Genomic DNA, 15,033 nt, shown 5'->3' with positions numbered 1-15,033 from the left:
GGCGCATGCTGCCTGACATTCACGACTTCCTAGGCTGCCCTACGCCCCAGGCCTGGGTCGATGCTGCCCTGGGCAACCAGGAAACCCTGCTGATTGACCACAAGAACTGCGAGTTCAAGGCTGCCTCCACGGCCTTGAGCCTGATGGCCAAGTACAACGCCCATATCGACCTGATCCACTTCATGTCCCGGCTGGCACGGGAAGAACTGGTGCACCACGAACAGGTGCTGCGCTGGATGAAAAAACGTGGCGTGCCCTTGCGCCCGCTTAATGCAGGCCGCTATGCCTCAGGCCTGCGTAAGCTGGTGCGGGCCCATGAGCCTGTGAAGCTGGTGGATACTTTGGTGGTGGGCGCCTTTATTGAAGCGCGCAGCTGCGAGCGGTTCGGCGCCGTGGCCCCGCACCTGGATACCGACCTAGGTGGTTTCTACAACGGCCTGCTGAAGAGCGAGGCGCGGCACTTCCAAGGCTATTTGAAACTGGCCTACCAATACGGCGATGCGGCAGACATCGCTAAAACGATTGTGAAGGTACGTGAAGCTGAAGTGGCCTTGATCGAAACCCCTGATGAGGAATTTCGCTTTCACAGTGGCGTACCGGCCTAACAGCCTAGCAATCTATTTGAACAATTCCCTGGCTGCGCCAGGTCCCACAAGTTGGACTGTCCCCTTGTGGGAGCCCGCAAAGCGGGCGAACGGGCCGGGCAGACCACTGGCCAAGTCCCTGCCTTGACATTAACTGCCTAAGCAGTAATATTTCGAAACATTCCTTGCCTGGGCAGTGATCTCGCTGCGCGCCATGACCCACTTCACACCTGAAAACTTCCACGAAAGCCAGATCGGCTTGCTCCTGGGCCGTACCAACAGCTTGAAGGACCGCTTCCTGGACCAACACCTTGAGGTGTACGGCGTCACGTCCGCGCAGTTCAAGGTACTGATTATCGTGGCCGAGTGGGGCTTGGACTCGCCGGGCGACCTGTGTCGTCATCTGTCTCTGGACAGTGGCTCGATGACTCGCATGCTGGACCGGCTCGAAAGCAAGCAATTGATCCAGCGCTCACGCAGCGCCGAAGACCGGCGGCAGATCCGCATTGCCCTCACCCCGGAAGGCCAGGCCCTGGCCGCGCGCCTGCCTCACATCGGCGCCCAGGCCATGAACCGTCTGGCGGGTGCGCTGGATGCCGCCGAACTGAAAGAACTTGAACGCCTGCTTAAAAAAATCCTGATCGATGCCGGCGACCCTGTGGCCTGCTGGCGTATGGGCAAAAAATGAAAACCCACCGTACTCCCTTGAAACTGCTACCCCTTGCCCTTGCCGTGATCCTGGCCGCCTGCGCCAATGACCACGGCCTCAAGCCCGATGCCACACTGGTAGAGCCCGGTAGCCTGAACACGGCAGCAAGCCTGGCCCCTGCTACTGTAAGCCCAGCCGCCTGGCCCTCAGCCACGTGGTGGAATGGCCTAGGCGACCCGCAGCTTGATGCGCTCATCGAACAGGCCCTGCAGGATAACCCTAGCCTGCAAGTGACCGCCGCCCGCGCGCGCCAGGCTACAGCCTCGGCCGATGCCGCCGATGCCGACCGCAGTGCCTATATCGGTGCCGATGCCGCTGTGCAGCGTTCGCGCTTTTCACGTGTGCAAGACCCGTTGCTGCAAGGGGACCGCTATTCCACCTTGCGCACGGCTGAAGTCACGTTCGATTACAGCTTCGACCTGTGGGGCGGTGAGCGTGCGGCCTGGGAAGCGGCCGTGGGCCAGGCCCGGGCAGCGGAAGTGGACCGCCAGGCGGCGCGCCTCACGCTGGCGGTGGACGTGGCACGCGCCTACAGCGACCTGGGCCACGCCTTTATCGCAGCGGACATTGCCCAGGAAGACCTCAAGCGCACGCAACAGATGCTCACGCTGGGGCGCCAACGGCTGGCGGCCGGCATCGACAGCCAGTACCAGCTTCAGCAGACCGAAAGCCTGGAAGCCAGCGCCCAAGAGCAAGCGGTAAACGCCGACAAGGAACTGCGCAGTGCCCGCATCGCCTTGGCGGTGCTCATGGGCAAAGGCCCTGATCGCGGCCATGACATCGCTCGCCCCCAAATACTCAAGCCCGCCGCCGTAGCTGTGCCATCGCTGTTGCCTGCGGACCTGCTGGGCCGACGGCCAGACCTTGTAGCGGCCCGCTGGCGGGTAGAAGCCGCGAGCCGGAATATCGAGGCCAGCAAAACCCGGTTCTATCCCAACCTGAACCTCACCGCTGCGGCCGGGACCCAGTCCATTCTCGGCGACGCGCTGTTCGGCCGTACCAGCCGCTTCTTCAACATCGCACCGGCCGTGTCGCTACCCATTTTCGACGGCGGTCGCCTGCGGGCAGGGCTAGCAGCCAGTGATGCCGATTACGAGCTGGCCGTGGCCCAGTACAACAAATCACTGGTGGGTGCACTAGGGGAGGTGGCCGATGCCATCAACCGCCTGGAAGCGCTGGGCCGCCAGGTAGAGGCCAAGCAGCATGCTGTGGATGTGGCGCACGCGTCCTATACCACCGTAACCGACCGCTATGGCTCGGGCATCGGCAACTACTTGGACGTGCTGACCATCGAGCAGCAGCTCCTAGGCGCGCAACAGCAGCTGGCCAGCCTCAACGCGCAGCGTATCGACGTTTCGATTCAACTCATGCAGGCCCTGGGTGGCGGCTATCAGGGTGAAACCCTGGCCAGCGCCCAGGCCCCACACGAATAATCAAGGTACCTCCCATGGCCACTGCCACTCCCCAAGCCCAGGACAACAAGGGCGAAAACGCTGATAAAGCTGACAACGCCCAACCCAAAGGCAACCCGCGTAAACGCAAGTTGATGCTGCTGTTGCTGCTGCTTATCGTGGTCATCGTCGGTGTGGCGGTGTTCGCCTGGCACGAGCTGCATGGGCGCTTTTATGAAGAAACCGACGATGCCTACGTCAATGGCAACGTGGTTGAAATCACTCCACTGATCACTGGGACCGTGATCAGCATCGGCGCTGACGATGGCGACCTGGTGCGTGAAGGGCAGACGCTGATCAGCTTCGACCCGGCCGATGCACGCGTGGCCCTGGACAATGCCCAGGCCAACCTCGCCAAGACCGTACGCCAGGTGCGCGGCCTGTTCAGCAACGTAGACAGCCAGCGCGCCCAGGCCAATGCCCGGCGAGTAGAGCTGCAAAAGGCCCAGGAAAACTACAACCGTCGCAAGACCCTGGCCGCCAGCGGCGCGATTTCCCAGGAAGAACTGTCCCATGCTCGCGATGACCTGGCGTCGGCTCAAGCTGCGCTGGGCACGGCTCAGCAGCAATTGGCGGGGACCGTCGCGTTGGTCGATGACACCGTGATTGCCTCCCACCCGGATGTGCAGGCCGCTGCCGCTCAGTTGCGCGATGCCTACCTCGCACAAGGCCGTACCACCTTGGTGGCACCGGTGACCGGTTACGTGGCCAAGCGTACGGTTCAATTGGGCCAGCGCATTACACCCGGCACGCCCACCATGGCCGTGATTCCGCTGAACCAGGTATGGATCGACGCCAACTTCAAGGAAACCCAGCTCCACGACATGCGTATCGGCCAGCCGGTGACCATCGAATCTGACCTGTATGGCGATGACGTGAGCTACACCGGTACGGTTCAAAGCATTGGGGCGGGCACGGGCAGTGCGTTCTCCCTGTTGCCCGCGCAGAACGCCACGGGCAACTGGATCAAGATCGTGCAGCGCGTACCCGTACGCATCAAGCTGGACCCCAAACCCTTGCAGGACCACCCGCTGCGTATTGGCCTGTCGACGGTAGCCACGGTGGACCTGCACGACCAGAGCGGCCCGGTGCTTACCCAGCAGCCCAACACGCAGAGCACGTTTGCGACCACCGTGTATGAGCAGCAGTTGAGCGAGGCAGACGCGCTGATCGCCCGGCTTATTCGTGAGAACAGCGCCTCTGGCAAGACAGCCCAACGATGAGTGCTAACGCCTCCTTCACGCCACCCAGCCTGGTGTTGAGCACCATCGGGCTGTCCCTGGCCACCTTCATGCAGGTGCTGGATACCACCATCGCCAACGTGGCCCTGCCGACCATTTCCGGCAACCTGGGCGTGAGTGCGGAACAAGGCACCTGGGTGATTACTTCGTTTGCCGTGAGCAACGCAGTAGCCCTGCCGTTGACCGGCTGGCTGAGCCGCCGGTTCGGGGAGGTGAAGCTGTTTATCTGGGCCACCTTGCTGTTTGTGCTGGCGTCCTTCCTGTGTGGCATTTCCACGTCCATGCCTGAGCTGGTGGGCTTCCGGGTACTGCAGGGTATGGTGGCGGGGCCACCCTACCCGATGACGCAAACCTTGCTGATTGCCGTATACCCCCCCGCCAAACGGGGGATGGCGCTGGCCTTGCTGGCCATGGTCACGGTGGTGGCGCCCATTGCCGGGCCCATTCTCGGCGGCTGGATCACCGACAGCTACAGCTGGCCCTGGATCTTTTTCATCAACATTCCCGTGGGCCTGTTCGCCGCCGCCGTGGTACGCCAGCAATTGGCCAAGCGCCCCGTGCATACCAGCCGGCAACCGATGGACTATGTGGGCCTGATCACCTTGATCATCGGTGTAGGGGCGCTGCAGGTGGTGCTGGACAAAGGCAACGACCTGGACTGGTTCGAGTCACAGTTCATCATCATCGGCAGCGTGATTTCCGCTATTGCGCTGTCCATCTTCGTGATCTGGGAGCTGACCGACGAGCACCCTGTGGTCAACCTGAAGCTGTTTGCCTTCCGCAACTTCCGTGTAGGTACCGCCGTGCTGGTAGGGGGGTATTCCGGCTTCTTCGGGATCAACCTGATTCTGCCGCAGTGGTTGCAGACGCAATTGGGCTATACCGCCACCTGGGCCGGGTTCGCTGTAGCGCCACTGGGGATTCTGCCGGTACTCATGTCACCGTTCGTGGGCAAGTATGCTCACAAGTTCGACCTGCGCGTGTTGGCCGGCCTGGCGTTCACCGCCATCGGGCTGAGTTGTTTCATGCGGGCCGGGTTCAACACGGAAGTGGACTTCGAGCACATTGCCTTGGTGCAACTGTTCATGGGCATTGGCGTGGCGCTGTTCTTCATGCCCACCTTAAGCATTCTGCTGTCGGACCTGCCACCCAAGCAGATCGCCGACGGCTCCGGCTTGGCGACCTTTCTGCGTACCTTAGGCGGTAGCTTCGCGGCCTCCCTCACCACGTGGATCTGGAGCCGCCGGGCCATCCAGCACCATGCCTACCTGAGTGAAAACATCAGCACCCTGGACCCGACTACCCAGCAGGCCTTGCAGCAACTGGGCGGGGCGACCCAGAAAAGCTATGCGCAGCTGGAGCAGATGGTCAATGCCCAGGCCTACATGCTGTCCACCGTGGACTATTTCACGATGCTGGGCTGGATTTTCGCTGCGCTGATCCTGCTGGTGTGCCTGGCCAAGCCGCCGTTCACCGCCAAGGCCGGCCCGGCGTCAGGAGGGCATTGATCAGTCGGCCGGGTCAAACACCTTAAGGGCATGCTCAAGCGTGGCAGGCGACAGTTCGCCCAGATGGTTGCCCAGCAGGCGGCCGTCCCTGCCATAGAACAAGGTGGTGGGGTAGGCCATGGCACCCACCTGGCGAGCCACGTGCCCCTGAACGTCATACAGCACGTTTGCCGGGTTTACCCCTGCCGCACCTAGGAAACTTGCCGTTGTACCCGGCGTTTCCCCCTGGTTCAGGTAAACGAAGCGTACGTCTGGCCGGGCCTTTTGCGCCGCTACCAAGGCCGGCATTTCCCGGCGGCAGGGTGGGCACCAGGTGGCCCAGAGGTTAACCACCAGTGGTTGCCCCATGTACTGGGTCAAGCTCACGGGCATGCCCTGAGTGTCAGTCACGGGCTGGGTGGGTACATCCGCGTTTTGCTGCTGCCACTGGATCAGTGCGGTACCAGCCAGCCAGACGGCCAAGCCGGTCGCGACGCCCCAGCGCAGTGCGCGACGCTCTGCCGGTTTGCGCCAACCCTGCCACAGGGCAACCGCCAACGCTACACCCAGGCCCGCCCATGGCATGAACCCGCCATCGCGAAGGTCGATCATCTGCCAGGGCGCTGCGGTGTACTGGGGCCAGTACTGCAACACGAAACCCAGGCGTGCTGCCGCCACCGCCAGCGCGAACAGCCAGAAGATGGTGGATTCCACCGCCGGTGTACACCGCCACGCCACGCCCATGGCCGCCGCCACGGCGGTCAGCAGTACAAGGTGAGAAATAGAGAGCGCAAAAGGCCCCAGGGAGATACTTAACATGACAGCTTCCATCAAGGGTGTGCAGGCAGCCTGAACCGGTGACGTTAATGGGGAGTTAAGCCGCCGGCGACGTCGCTAATGCAGGGTTAATGACACGACGCTAACCTAGTGGCCTGGAAGAAGGGTTGCGTTATGCACGTATTGCTATGTGAAGACAATGAGCTGATCGCCAGTGGTATCACGGCTGGCCTGGTGGCCCAAGGGGCCGTGGTGGACCACGTGGGCACCGCGCGTGCCGCAGACGCCTTGCTCAAGGCGGCAGGGTTCGACGTGATGGTCCTGGACCTAGGGCTGCCCGATGAAGACGGGCTCAAGCTGCTCCGGCGCTTGCGTCAGCAGGGGCGCGACCTGCCGGTGCTGGTGCTGACCGCCCGCGACGCCGTGACCGACCGCGTTGCCGGGCTGGAGGCCGGCGCCGACGATTACCTGATCAAGCCCTTCGACCTGCGTGAACTCAGTGCCCGCTTGCACACCCTGGTGCGGCGTACAGCCGGCCGTACCGTGAACCGTATCGAGCATGGCAGCCTGTGCCATGACCCCAGCACCCGTGAAACCTGGCTCAATGGCGAAGCGGTTGACCTGTCCCGCCGCGAACAGGCGCTGCTGCACGCGTTGCTGCAGCACAAAGGCCGGGTGCTTAGCGCCGAGCAGCTCAAGGACAGCGTGTATGGGTTTGGCGATGAAGTGGAAAGCAATGCCCTTAACGTGCACATCCACTACCTGCGCCGCAAGCTGGGCAACAGCATCGTGGAGACGGTACGCGGGTTAGGCTATCGCCTTGGGCCGGCCAGCACCGGCGAGGCCCGTTCATGAGCTTGCGCCTGCGGTTGATCCTTATCCTGGGCGCGGCCTTTGTGGTGATCTGGGCCCTGGCCGCGGCCTGGATGTTCCGTGACCTGCGTGGGCAGATGATGTTTTCCCTCGACCAGCGCCTAGTGGCGTCGGCCCGAATGGTGGCCGGCCTGGTTCAGCAGTTGCCGCAGCCCCTTATCGGCCATGACGGCGCCCGCATCAGCGCCGACCAGGCCAGTATTCCCGATGGCATGGCCTGCAAAGTGAGCTCGCTGCGCGGCGAAATCCTGGCCGCCAGCCACCAGGGCATCGAGGCGAACCTGGGTGAGGACGGGAGTGGTTTCCAGGACCAGGTGATCGATGGGGAGCAATGGCGCAGCTTTACCTTGCGCCATGGCGATGTGCGCATTACCACCGCAGACCGCCACCAGGAGCGTGAAGCACTCAATGGTGCGGTGCTGCTAGCAGCGTCGCTGCCCGTAATGATGGCCTTGCTTGGCAGCCTGGGTGTGTTGTGGCTGGGCGTAGGCCAGGGGCTGGCGCCACTCAACCGTATACGGGATGCCCTGACCCAGCGCAACCCCGAGGCCTTGGAGCCGCTGGTGATCACACCGTTGCCCTCGGAACTGCGCCCACTGGTGCACACCCAGAACCAATTGCTTCAGCGCATGGGCCAGGCCATTGAGCGCGAGCGCCGGCTCACTGACGACGCCGCCCACGAGTTGCGCAGCCCTCTGACTGCCATCAAAACCCACTTGCAGGTGGCCAGCATGACCCAAGGGGCTGCCCATGACCTGGCGCTGGCCAATGCTGAGGCCGGGGCTGACCGCCTGCACCACACCCTTGAACAGTTGCTGCTGCTGGCACGGGTGGAAGGGCGCTTGGCGTTTGAAGCGCACAACGGCTGTGCGGTGGCCGAGGTGACCCGCCTGGCTCTCAACGATATGGCAGGCGGTGACCCTCGGCGGATCGAGACCGAACTGGAGGAGGGCGCTGCCGAAGCGCCATTGGGCGTTCCGCTGACGCTGGCGGTGGCCGCACTGCGTAACCTGCTGGACAACGCCCTGCATCACGGTGCCAGCGACCTGGGGGTACAGTTGCGCGTGCACCAGGACGGCCAGCACGCGTTGTTTCGCATCCGTGACCATGGGCCAGGCCTGGCCGAAGGGGCGCTGGGCCATGTCACCGAGCGCTTCTGGCGTTCCGAAACGAGCCAGGGCTGCGGCTTGGGGCTGGCTATCGTTAATGCCATCGTTGAACGTTGCCAAGGTCAGTTGGCGTTCAAGGCGTTACCCGATGGCCTGCAAGTGGACCTGCGTCTGCCGCTCGAAGCAGGGCATGGGCGACCCTATGAGGCGCTGGGCTAACGACGCAGGCGCCTTGCCCTCTTCGAGGAGTGTCGTCCATTATGTTTGACATTCATGTCTGGTTTATAGCACTTTGAGGAATAATCCGGCCTTGCATAGCGCCGGGTGATTGATATGTTTTACAACTGACCAGCCTCGGCGGTGCTTCGTGAACAGCGTAACGACAAAAAACCGGGCCAAACCGGTCGTCCTCATGACTATGGGCGTGCAAGAACGTAAGGGTCACCTCTATCAAGTAATGACGCACAAATACATCACGCCCCTGGTGGACATCTCAGGCTGTGTGCCTGTGCTGGTCCCTACGTGCTGCGGCATTGAGGACCTCGATGCCTACCTGGATATGGCCGATGGCGTTTACCTGACCGGTGCCGGCTCTAATATCGATCCTGCACTGTATGGGCAGGAGAATAAAACCCCGGAGAAAACACAGGACCCGGACCGCGACCATTTCGATATTCCTTTGATTCGCGCAGCACTGGATCGCGGGTTACCGGTCTTTGCCATTTGCCGGGGCATGCAGGAAGTGAACGTGGCCTTGGGCGGAAACATTCATCAAAAGCTTTATGCCGTGCCTGGGAAGCAGGACCACCGGGAAGACCCCGAGGCGCCTGTTGCTGTTCAATACGGTGATAGCCATGGCGTGGACGTGACTGCAGGCAGTTGGCTGGCTGACACCCTGGGCCGTCGCGACATTCGCGTAAACTCGCTCCATGGCCAGGGCATCGACCAACTGGCCCCTGGCCTGGAAGTGCTGGGTATCGCGCCTGACGGTGTGATCGAAGCGTTCCATGCCCCCTCCCTTTCACCCTTTCTGGTGGGGGTGCAATGGCACCCGGAATGGCAGGCAAGCGATAACCCCGTCTCCGTCAAGCTGTTCGAAGCCTTCGGCGAGGCCTGCCGGCGGTTCAAGGCCGAGGCCTGAACCAACAGCCCACCAGGCAACACCATAAACTGTCCAACTTTAAGGGGCAGTCCACAGTGTGGGACCGGTTGTAGCCGAAGGCGAAAGCCGGGAACAGGTTGTAGAGGCCGTCCCGGTTCGCCCGCTGCGCCAATGCTAAAATCCCTACCCACAGTCGGCAATCCGGGGCCAGCCGGTTATGCTGCGCGCCTCACGGCGCCTTGCGCTCAAAGACAACGTCCACAGGGAAGTGGCACGGTACGAGAACTGTATGGCTATTGCCCCTGCCCATCGCTCAACGGCGCCCCTGTCACGGGCGGACCATAAAACTCTTGCCCTGGCGGCCCTCGGCGGGGCGCTGGAGATCTACGACTTCATCATTTTCGTGTTCTTCGCGCTCACGCTGTCCAAATTGTTTTTCCCGCCCGACATGCCGGAATGGCTTAGGTTGATGCAGAGTTTTGGCATCTTCGCGACCGGTTACCTAGCCCGGCCGCTGGGTGGGCTAGTGATGGCGCACTACGCCGACCGATTAGGCCGCAAGCGCATGTTCAGCCTGAGCATCCTGATGATGGCCTTGCCGTGCCTAGTCATAGGGGCCATGCCCACCTACGCCACCATAGGTTACTGGGCCCCCGTTACCCTGTTGGCGCTGCGGGTGCTCCAAGGCGCGGCGGTGGGCGGTGAAGTGCCCAGTGCCTGGGTGTTCGTGGCCGAGCACGTGCCCGCTCATCGGCGCGGTTACGCGTTGGGCTTTTTGCAAGCGGGGCTGACCTTCGGCTATTTGCTAGGTGCGTTGATTGCTACGGTACTGGCGCGCAGCCTGAGCCCTGAGCAAATGCTGGATTACGGCTGGCGATTGCCTTTTTTGCTGGGCGGTGTGTTTGGCGTATTAGGGGTGTGGCTGCGCAGGCTGCTGAGCGAAACGCCCGTATTCCTGGCCATGCGTGAACGCCGGCTTGCTAGCACCCCCTTGCCGCTCAAGCAGGTGTTGAGCGCCCATCGCGCCAGCCTGTTGCCAGCGGTCACCTTGACCTGTGTGCTAACCACGGCCGTTGTGGTGCTGGTGGTGCTCACCCCAACCGTCATGCAGCGTTACTTTGGCCTGGCAGCGGCAGATACCTTTGCGTTGAGCAGCATTGGCATTGTGTTCCTGAATGTCGGCTGCGTACTGGCCGGCCTGCTGGTGGACCGTATCGGCCCTTGGCGCGCCCTGTTGGTGTACAGCCTGCTGCTGCCTTTAGGCACCTTTGCGTTGTATGCCAACTTGATATTCAACTTGGGCGTGACAGGGCTGGCTTACGCCTTTGCAGGTATGTGCAGCGGCGTGGTGGGCGTAGTGCCCGCTGTGATGGTCGGCCTGTTTCCCCCAGAGGTGAGGGTGTCCGGCATTTCCCTGACCTATAACCTGGCCTATGCCCTGTGGGCCAGCCTCACACCGTTAGGGCTGCTTATGCTTATGCCCACCAGCCCTTGGGTGCTGGTGGGGTATAGCGTGTTGATGGGGCTGGTAGGCATCGCCTGTTACATGGCTGCAGGGCCAGGCAGGGCACGGGAGCACTAACCCTACCGTGCTTCGGGCTCACCCTGGCCAGTCATCATTGACCAGGAACAGCCGTTGGGCCTCATGAGCAAATTCACCCTCCGGTACCATCCTGACCACCAGTTGCGCGGGCGCATCCGAGGGCAAATCATCCAGCCAATGGTGGAAGGTGAAGGTGTCCCACAGCTCGCTGGTCAGCATTCGCGCTGGCGCCAGCCACTGGGCACGCGGCAAAGGCTGCCAATACCCCTGGGCGTTGGCGGCCAAGGCTGGCCACTGGCAGCGGTGTACCCAATCGCCCCGTAAATGGTCCGGGTGGGCGCCAGCAGGCGCTTCTCCGTGGGCATGCCAAGGGTAGAACAGATAGCCGCCCAGCCACAGCCAGGGCTGTGGAGGCGCGATGCCCAGTGCCGACAGCCGCTGGCGGGCCGCAGGTGAGTTGGCCATGGGCAACTGGTGGCCGCTTAAGTGCAGTAGTTTCCGGTCCAGGCGGTCGTCGCGCCCAGGCCCCAGCCAATCGCAGGTGTCCTCGCCAGACGCATCGTCCCTGCCCAGGTAGAACTTAACCGCCAGCTCAAGGTGATGAACGCCGTCCCTGTCCCGCAGTACGGCATCCATCTCCCCCAAGGTATGCCCGTTATCGCGGATGGGCAGGTTAGCGGCCAGCAGCTCCACGCCTGGCGCTTCACGCAGTGCGAACTGCCACAGCCGCTCATAGTAGAGCCCCAGCCTGTGGCTCGAACTCACAGCCAGCCAGTCACTCAAAGAAGCGTCGTCTTGGTCCAGCAGGCGAAGCCAACGAACCAGCCGTTCAGGGTCATCGGCCCAGTCGCTGCCTTTGAGCGGGTGGCGTTGCGCCCAGGGTGCCTGGCTGAGCATGGCCGGAGACGTGACAACCCAGGCCAGGTCTCGCACAGCGGGACGGCGCAACAGGCGGGGAAGGTGAGCCAGGGAGGCGAATGGATTCATCCACGCAGCATAGCGCGCTGTTGTTGAACGTAAAGGGCCGGGCCACGGCTTTTGTCTGGGCTGGCGCTTTGGCCCATAATTACCGCTTCGCCTTACCTTGAGCCTCGGGAGCCCCATGGAGCAGTTTCGCAATATCGGTATCATCGGCCGCCTTGGCAGCACCCAGGTGCTGGACACCATTCGCCGGCTGAAGAAATTCCTGGTGGAACGGCACTTGCACGTGATTCTCGAGGACACTATCGCCGAAGTGCTACCAGGGCACAGCCTGCAAACCTCCACCCGCAAGCTGTTGGGCGAGGTGTGTGACCTTGTGATCGTGGTCGGGGGTGATGGCAGCCTGCTGGGCGCGGCCCGTGCGCTCGCGCGTCACCACACGCCGGTGCTTGGGGTGAACCGCGGCAGCCTGGGCTTTCTCACTGACATCCGCCCCGACGAGCTTGAAGTGAAAGTGGCCGAGGTGCTGAACGGCCATTACCTGGTGGAGAGCCGCTTCCTGCTGGAAGCCGAAGTGCGACGGCACGGTGAAGCCATCGGCCAGGGGGATGCGCTGAACGACGTAGTGCTGCACCCTGGCAAATCCACCCGCATGATCGAGTTCGAGATCTACATTGACGGCCAGTTCGTGTGCAGCCAGAAGGCCGACGGCTTGATTGTGGCCACACCCACTGGCTCCACGGCCTATGCCCTGTCTGCAGGCGGGCCGATCATGCACCCCAAGCTGGACGCCATTGTGATTGTGCCCATGTACCCGCACACGCTGTCTGGCCGCCCCATCGTGGTGGATGGCAACAGCGAATTGAAGATTGTGGTGGCCAAAGACATGACCATCTACCCCCAGGTGTCCTGCGACGGCCAGAACCACTTCACCTGTGCCCCTGGTGACACGGTGACGGTGAAAAAGAAACCCCAGAAGCTGCGGCTCATTCACCCACTGGACCACAACTACTACGAGGTGTGCCGTACCAAGCTGGGCTGGGGCAGCAAGCTCGGCGGCGGAGGCGAGTGATGCTGGACCCTTCCAGAAGGTATGACCTGATTGGCGACATACATGGCTGCGCGCACACGCTTGAGCACCTGCTCGACGTGCTGGGCTATCGGCGCCAAGGCGGTGTGTGGCGCCATGCCCAGCGTCAGGCGGTCTTTTTGGGCGACATCATTGACCGTGGCCCGCGCATTCGTGAAGCCCTCTACATCGTCCATGACATGGTGCAGGCCGGCCAGGCCTGGTGCCTGATGGGCAACCATGAGTTCAACGCCTTGGGCTGGGCCACGCCCGCCTTGCCAGGCACAGGGAAAACCTTCGTGCGCGAGCACACGGCTCGCCACGAACGGCTGATGCAGGCCACGCTGGAACAGTTTGCCCAGCACCCCGAGGACTGGAACGACTTCACACAATGGTTCTATGAGCTGCCCCTGTTTGTGGACGCCGGGCGTTTCCGCCTGGTACATGCGTGCTGGGACAACCCCCTCATCAGCCAACTGCGCCACAGCTTTGCTGACGGCCGCGTAGACGCGCATTTCGTGCAGGCGGCCAGCGTACCCAACAGTTTCGCGGCCAGGGTGTTCGACCGACTGCTGCGCGGCACGGATATGCGCCTGCCCGAAGGCATGGCCATTACCGGTGGCGATGGCCTCACCCGGGCGTTCTTTCGCACCAAGTTCTGGGAAGATGACCCGCAAACCTATGGGGATGTGGTGTTCCAGCCCGACGCGCTGCCAGACACCGTGGCCCGTACGCCACTGAGCGTTACCGACAAGCAGGCCTTGCTGCGCTACGGCACCGACGAGCCGCTACTGTTCGTAGGGCATTACTGGCGCAGCGGCCGCCCGGCGCCGATCCGCCCCAACCTGGCCTGCCTGGACTACAGCGCCGTGCTCTACGGCAAGCTGGTAGCCTACCGCCTGGACGACGAAACCCTGATCGACCCTGCCAAGTTTGTATGGGTGGATGTTCGCCGCCCGGAGCACACACCGTGAAGCCTATCCTCGCCCTGCGCCTGCCTGTTTCCCACGACCTCAGTGGCTTTGTACGCCTGCTCCGGCGCCTTCAGGTGCCTTATCGGGTGACCGAGGAAGGCCCGGATCAGGCCGTCTGGGTGCCCACTGAACAGTTGGCCGGGCAGGTGCGCGAACTCTACGAGCGCTACCCCGAAGGTGACACCGCGCCAGCCCAACCTCAACACGCCTTGCCCGGCCCAGGCCGTAGCCAAGGGATCTGGCGCCAGTTGCGCGCCAGCCCTGTCACCACGGCCGTGCTGGTGATCTGCCTGGTGGTAGCCGGCATCAGCCTGCTGGGCGACAACCTGGCCCCTCTGCACTGGCTGACCTTCGTGGACTTCCATCAGCAAGGCGACTACGCCTGGTTCATGCCGTGGGTGGCGACCCTGGAGGCGGGGCAGTGGTGGCGGCTGGTAACCCCCATCTTCATCCACTTCGGCATTCTTCACCTGACCATGAACGGGCTGTGGTTCTGGGAGCTGGGCCGGCGTATCGAGTGGCGCCAGGGGTCCCTAGAGCTGGCCGGGCTCACCGTGCTGTTTGGGGCGGTGTCCAACCTGGCACAGTACCTGTGGAGCGGGCCGGCCCTGTTTGGCGGGCTGTCGGGTGTGCTCTATGCCCTGCTGGGGCACGTATGGCTGTTCAACTGGCTGGCGCCTTCGCCGCTGTACCGGATGCCCAAAGGCGTGCTGATCATGATGCTGGCCTGGCTGGGCCTGTGCCTGGTGGGCGCTGCCAGCGTGCTGGGCTTTGGTGAGATCGCCAACGGTGCGCATTTGGGCGGTTTTGTGGTGGGGTGTATAACAGGGCTATTGGGTGGCGCCCTGGCACGCCGTAAAATGGCCTGACACTTGAACGGTATGGACTCGCGATGAACAACTTCGCTGAAATGATCGAAAACATCACCCCAGACATCTACGAAAGCCTGAAGCTGGCCGTGGAAATCGGCAAATGGTCCGATGGTCGCAAGCTGACCCAGGAACAGAAGGAGCTGTCCTTGCAGGCCGTGATCGCCTGGGAGCTGCAGAACCTGCCGGAGGAGCAGCGCACCGGTTACATGGGCCCGCAGGAATGCAGCTCCAAGGCGGCGCCCGTGGCCAACATCCTGTTCAAGTCGGATGCTATCCATTGACCGACGCCACTTCCAAAGAGCTGGGGCGCGGTGCAGTCAG

Annotated in this window: 15 protein-coding genes; 13 read left to right on the top strand and 2 right to left on the bottom strand. The window is 62.7% G+C overall.

Going from position 1 to position 15,033, the window contains the following annotated elements; all coding sequences use genetic code 11:
• Positions 1-5: 5 nt before the first annotated feature.
• The 5 genes from ACSAMW_RS06040 (at position 6) to ACSAMW_RS06020 (ending at position 5,493) form a co-directional block, all read left to right on the top strand.
• Entirely contained in the window at positions 6-605 is a 600-nt protein-coding gene (locus ACSAMW_RS06040; protein ID WP_500593139.1) for a MiaE family protein, read from the top strand.
• 193 nt (positions 606-798) lie between these two features.
• Positions 799-1,272 (top strand): MarR family winged helix-turn-helix transcriptional regulator, encoded by a 474-nt coding sequence (locus ACSAMW_RS06035; RefSeq protein WP_500593138.1) that lies wholly within the window; start codon positions 799-801, stop codon positions 1,270-1,272.
• A complete protein-coding gene (locus tag ACSAMW_RS06030) occupies positions 1,269-2,726 on the top strand; it encodes an efflux transporter outer membrane subunit (RefSeq protein WP_500593137.1) in 1,458 nt (485 codons plus the stop codon). The genes ACSAMW_RS06035 and ACSAMW_RS06030 overlap by 4 nt, the downstream gene beginning before the upstream one ends.
• 14 nt (positions 2,727-2,740) lie before the next feature.
• On the top strand, positions 2,741-3,967 hold the full coding sequence (locus tag ACSAMW_RS06025) for an HlyD family secretion protein (RefSeq protein WP_500593136.1): 1,227 nt from the start codon (positions 2,741-2,743) through the stop codon (positions 3,965-3,967).
• Positions 3,964-5,493: a DHA2 family efflux MFS transporter permease subunit gene (locus ACSAMW_RS06020; protein WP_500593135.1), complete on the top strand. Its 1,530-nt coding sequence runs from the start codon at positions 3,964-3,966 to the stop codon at positions 5,491-5,493. The genes ACSAMW_RS06025 and ACSAMW_RS06020 overlap by 4 nt, the downstream gene beginning before the upstream one ends.
• Here the strand turns inward: ACSAMW_RS06020 and ACSAMW_RS06015 are convergent, their stop codons facing one another.
• Positions 5,494-6,291, bottom strand: coding sequence for a prolipoprotein diacylglyceryl transferase family protein (locus tag ACSAMW_RS06015; RefSeq protein WP_500593134.1), 798 nt, complete (start codon positions 6,289-6,291; stop codon positions 5,494-5,496).
• A gap of 132 nt (positions 6,292-6,423) precedes the next feature.
• Between ACSAMW_RS06015 and ACSAMW_RS06010 the strand changes: the two genes are divergently transcribed.
• The 4 genes from ACSAMW_RS06010 to ACSAMW_RS05995 all read left to right on the top strand — a co-directional run bounded on the left by ACSAMW_RS06010 (position 6,424) and on the right by ACSAMW_RS05995 (position 10,915).
• A complete protein-coding gene (locus tag ACSAMW_RS06010) occupies positions 6,424-7,104 on the top strand; it encodes a response regulator (RefSeq protein WP_168083668.1) in 681 nt (226 codons plus the stop codon).
• Complete coding sequence (locus ACSAMW_RS06005; protein ID WP_500593133.1) at positions 7,101-8,450, top strand: ATP-binding protein; 1,350 nt, start codon at positions 7,101-7,103, stop codon at positions 8,448-8,450. Before ACSAMW_RS06010 ends, ACSAMW_RS06005 begins: the two co-directional genes overlap by 4 nt.
• A 193-nt stretch (positions 8,451-8,643) precedes the next feature.
• Positions 8,644-9,372 carry a gamma-glutamyl-gamma-aminobutyrate hydrolase family protein gene (locus ACSAMW_RS06000; protein WP_500593132.1) on the top strand — a complete coding sequence of 243 codons (729 nt, stop codon included), beginning with the start codon at positions 8,644-8,646 and terminating at the stop codon, positions 9,370-9,372.
• Between the two features lie 250 nt (positions 9,373-9,622).
• Positions 9,623-10,915, top strand: coding sequence for an MFS transporter (locus ACSAMW_RS05995; RefSeq protein WP_500593131.1), 1,293 nt, complete (start codon positions 9,623-9,625; stop codon positions 10,913-10,915).
• Between the two features lie 18 nt (positions 10,916-10,933).
• On the opposite strand, the gene ACSAMW_RS05990 is transcribed toward ACSAMW_RS05995, so the two are convergent.
• On the bottom strand, positions 10,934-11,863 hold the full coding sequence (locus tag ACSAMW_RS05990; RefSeq protein WP_500593130.1) for a DUF1853 family protein: 930 nt from the start codon (positions 11,861-11,863) through the stop codon (positions 10,934-10,936).
• 115 nt (positions 11,864-11,978) lie between these two features.
• Here ACSAMW_RS05990 and ACSAMW_RS05985 point away from each other — a divergent pair, with 115 nt between their 5' ends.
• From ACSAMW_RS05985 to ACSAMW_RS05970, 4 genes are read left to right on the top strand one after another with little or no spacing between them, the layout of a single operon-like run.
• Entirely contained in the window at positions 11,979-12,869 is an 891-nt protein-coding gene (locus ACSAMW_RS05985; protein ID WP_168083671.1) for an NAD(+) kinase, read from the top strand.
• Positions 12,869-13,840, top strand: a complete 972-nt coding sequence (locus ACSAMW_RS05980; protein ID WP_500593129.1) for a metallophosphoesterase — start codon at positions 12,869-12,871, stop codon at positions 13,838-13,840. Before ACSAMW_RS05985 ends, ACSAMW_RS05980 begins: the two co-directional genes overlap by 1 nt.
• Positions 13,837-14,709 carry a rhomboid family intramembrane serine protease gene (locus tag ACSAMW_RS05975; RefSeq protein ID WP_500593128.1) on the top strand — a complete coding sequence of 291 codons (873 nt, stop codon included), beginning with the start codon at positions 13,837-13,839 and terminating at the stop codon, positions 14,707-14,709. Before ACSAMW_RS05980 ends, ACSAMW_RS05975 begins: the two co-directional genes overlap by 4 nt.
• 23 nt (positions 14,710-14,732) lie before the next feature.
• A complete protein-coding gene (locus ACSAMW_RS05970) occupies positions 14,733-14,993 on the top strand; it encodes a YeaC family protein (protein ID WP_500593127.1) in 261 nt (86 codons plus the stop codon).
• The last annotated feature ends 40 nt before the right edge of the window (positions 14,994-15,033 follow it).

It is taken from the genome of Pseudomonas sp. AB39(2026) (assembly GCF_059831485.1).
This window is presented reverse-complemented; position numbering and strand designations above follow the sequence as displayed.

Excerpts from the sequence above, each read along its gene's own strand:
- ACSAMW_RS06040 (WP_500593139.1), top strand. The coding sequence starts at position 6 with ATGCTGCCTGACATTCACGACTTCCTAGGCTGCCCTACGCCCCAGGCC.
- ACSAMW_RS06035 (WP_500593138.1), top strand. The coding sequence starts at position 799 with ATGACCCACTTCACACCTGAAAACTTCCACGAAAGCCAGATCGGCTTG.
- ACSAMW_RS06030 (WP_500593137.1), top strand. The coding sequence starts at position 1,269 with ATGAAAACCCACCGTACTCCCTTGAAACTGCTACCCCTTGCCCTTGCC.
- ACSAMW_RS06025 (WP_500593136.1), top strand. The coding sequence starts at position 2,741 with ATGGCCACTGCCACTCCCCAAGCCCAGGACAACAAGGGCGAAAACGCT.
- ACSAMW_RS06020 (WP_500593135.1), top strand. The coding sequence starts at position 3,964 with ATGAGTGCTAACGCCTCCTTCACGCCACCCAGCCTGGTGTTGAGCACC.
- ACSAMW_RS06015 (WP_500593134.1), bottom strand. The coding sequence starts at position 6,291 with ATGTTAAGTATCTCCCTGGGGCCTTTTGCGCTCTCTATTTCTCACCTT.
- ACSAMW_RS06010 (WP_168083668.1), top strand. The coding sequence starts at position 6,424 with ATGCACGTATTGCTATGTGAAGACAATGAGCTGATCGCCAGTGGTATC.
- ACSAMW_RS06005 (WP_500593133.1), top strand. The coding sequence starts at position 7,101 with ATGAGCTTGCGCCTGCGGTTGATCCTTATCCTGGGCGCGGCCTTTGTG.
- ACSAMW_RS06000 (WP_500593132.1), top strand. The coding sequence starts at position 8,644 with ATGACTATGGGCGTGCAAGAACGTAAGGGTCACCTCTATCAAGTAATG.
- ACSAMW_RS05995 (WP_500593131.1), top strand. The coding sequence starts at position 9,623 with ATGGCTATTGCCCCTGCCCATCGCTCAACGGCGCCCCTGTCACGGGCG.
- ACSAMW_RS05990 (WP_500593130.1), bottom strand. The coding sequence starts at position 11,863 with ATGAATCCATTCGCCTCCCTGGCTCACCTTCCCCGCCTGTTGCGCCGT.
- ACSAMW_RS05985 (WP_168083671.1), top strand. The coding sequence starts at position 11,979 with ATGGAGCAGTTTCGCAATATCGGTATCATCGGCCGCCTTGGCAGCACC.
- ACSAMW_RS05980 (WP_500593129.1), top strand. The coding sequence starts at position 12,869 with ATGCTGGACCCTTCCAGAAGGTATGACCTGATTGGCGACATACATGGC.
- ACSAMW_RS05970 (WP_500593127.1), top strand. The coding sequence starts at position 14,733 with ATGAACAACTTCGCTGAAATGATCGAAAACATCACCCCAGACATCTAC.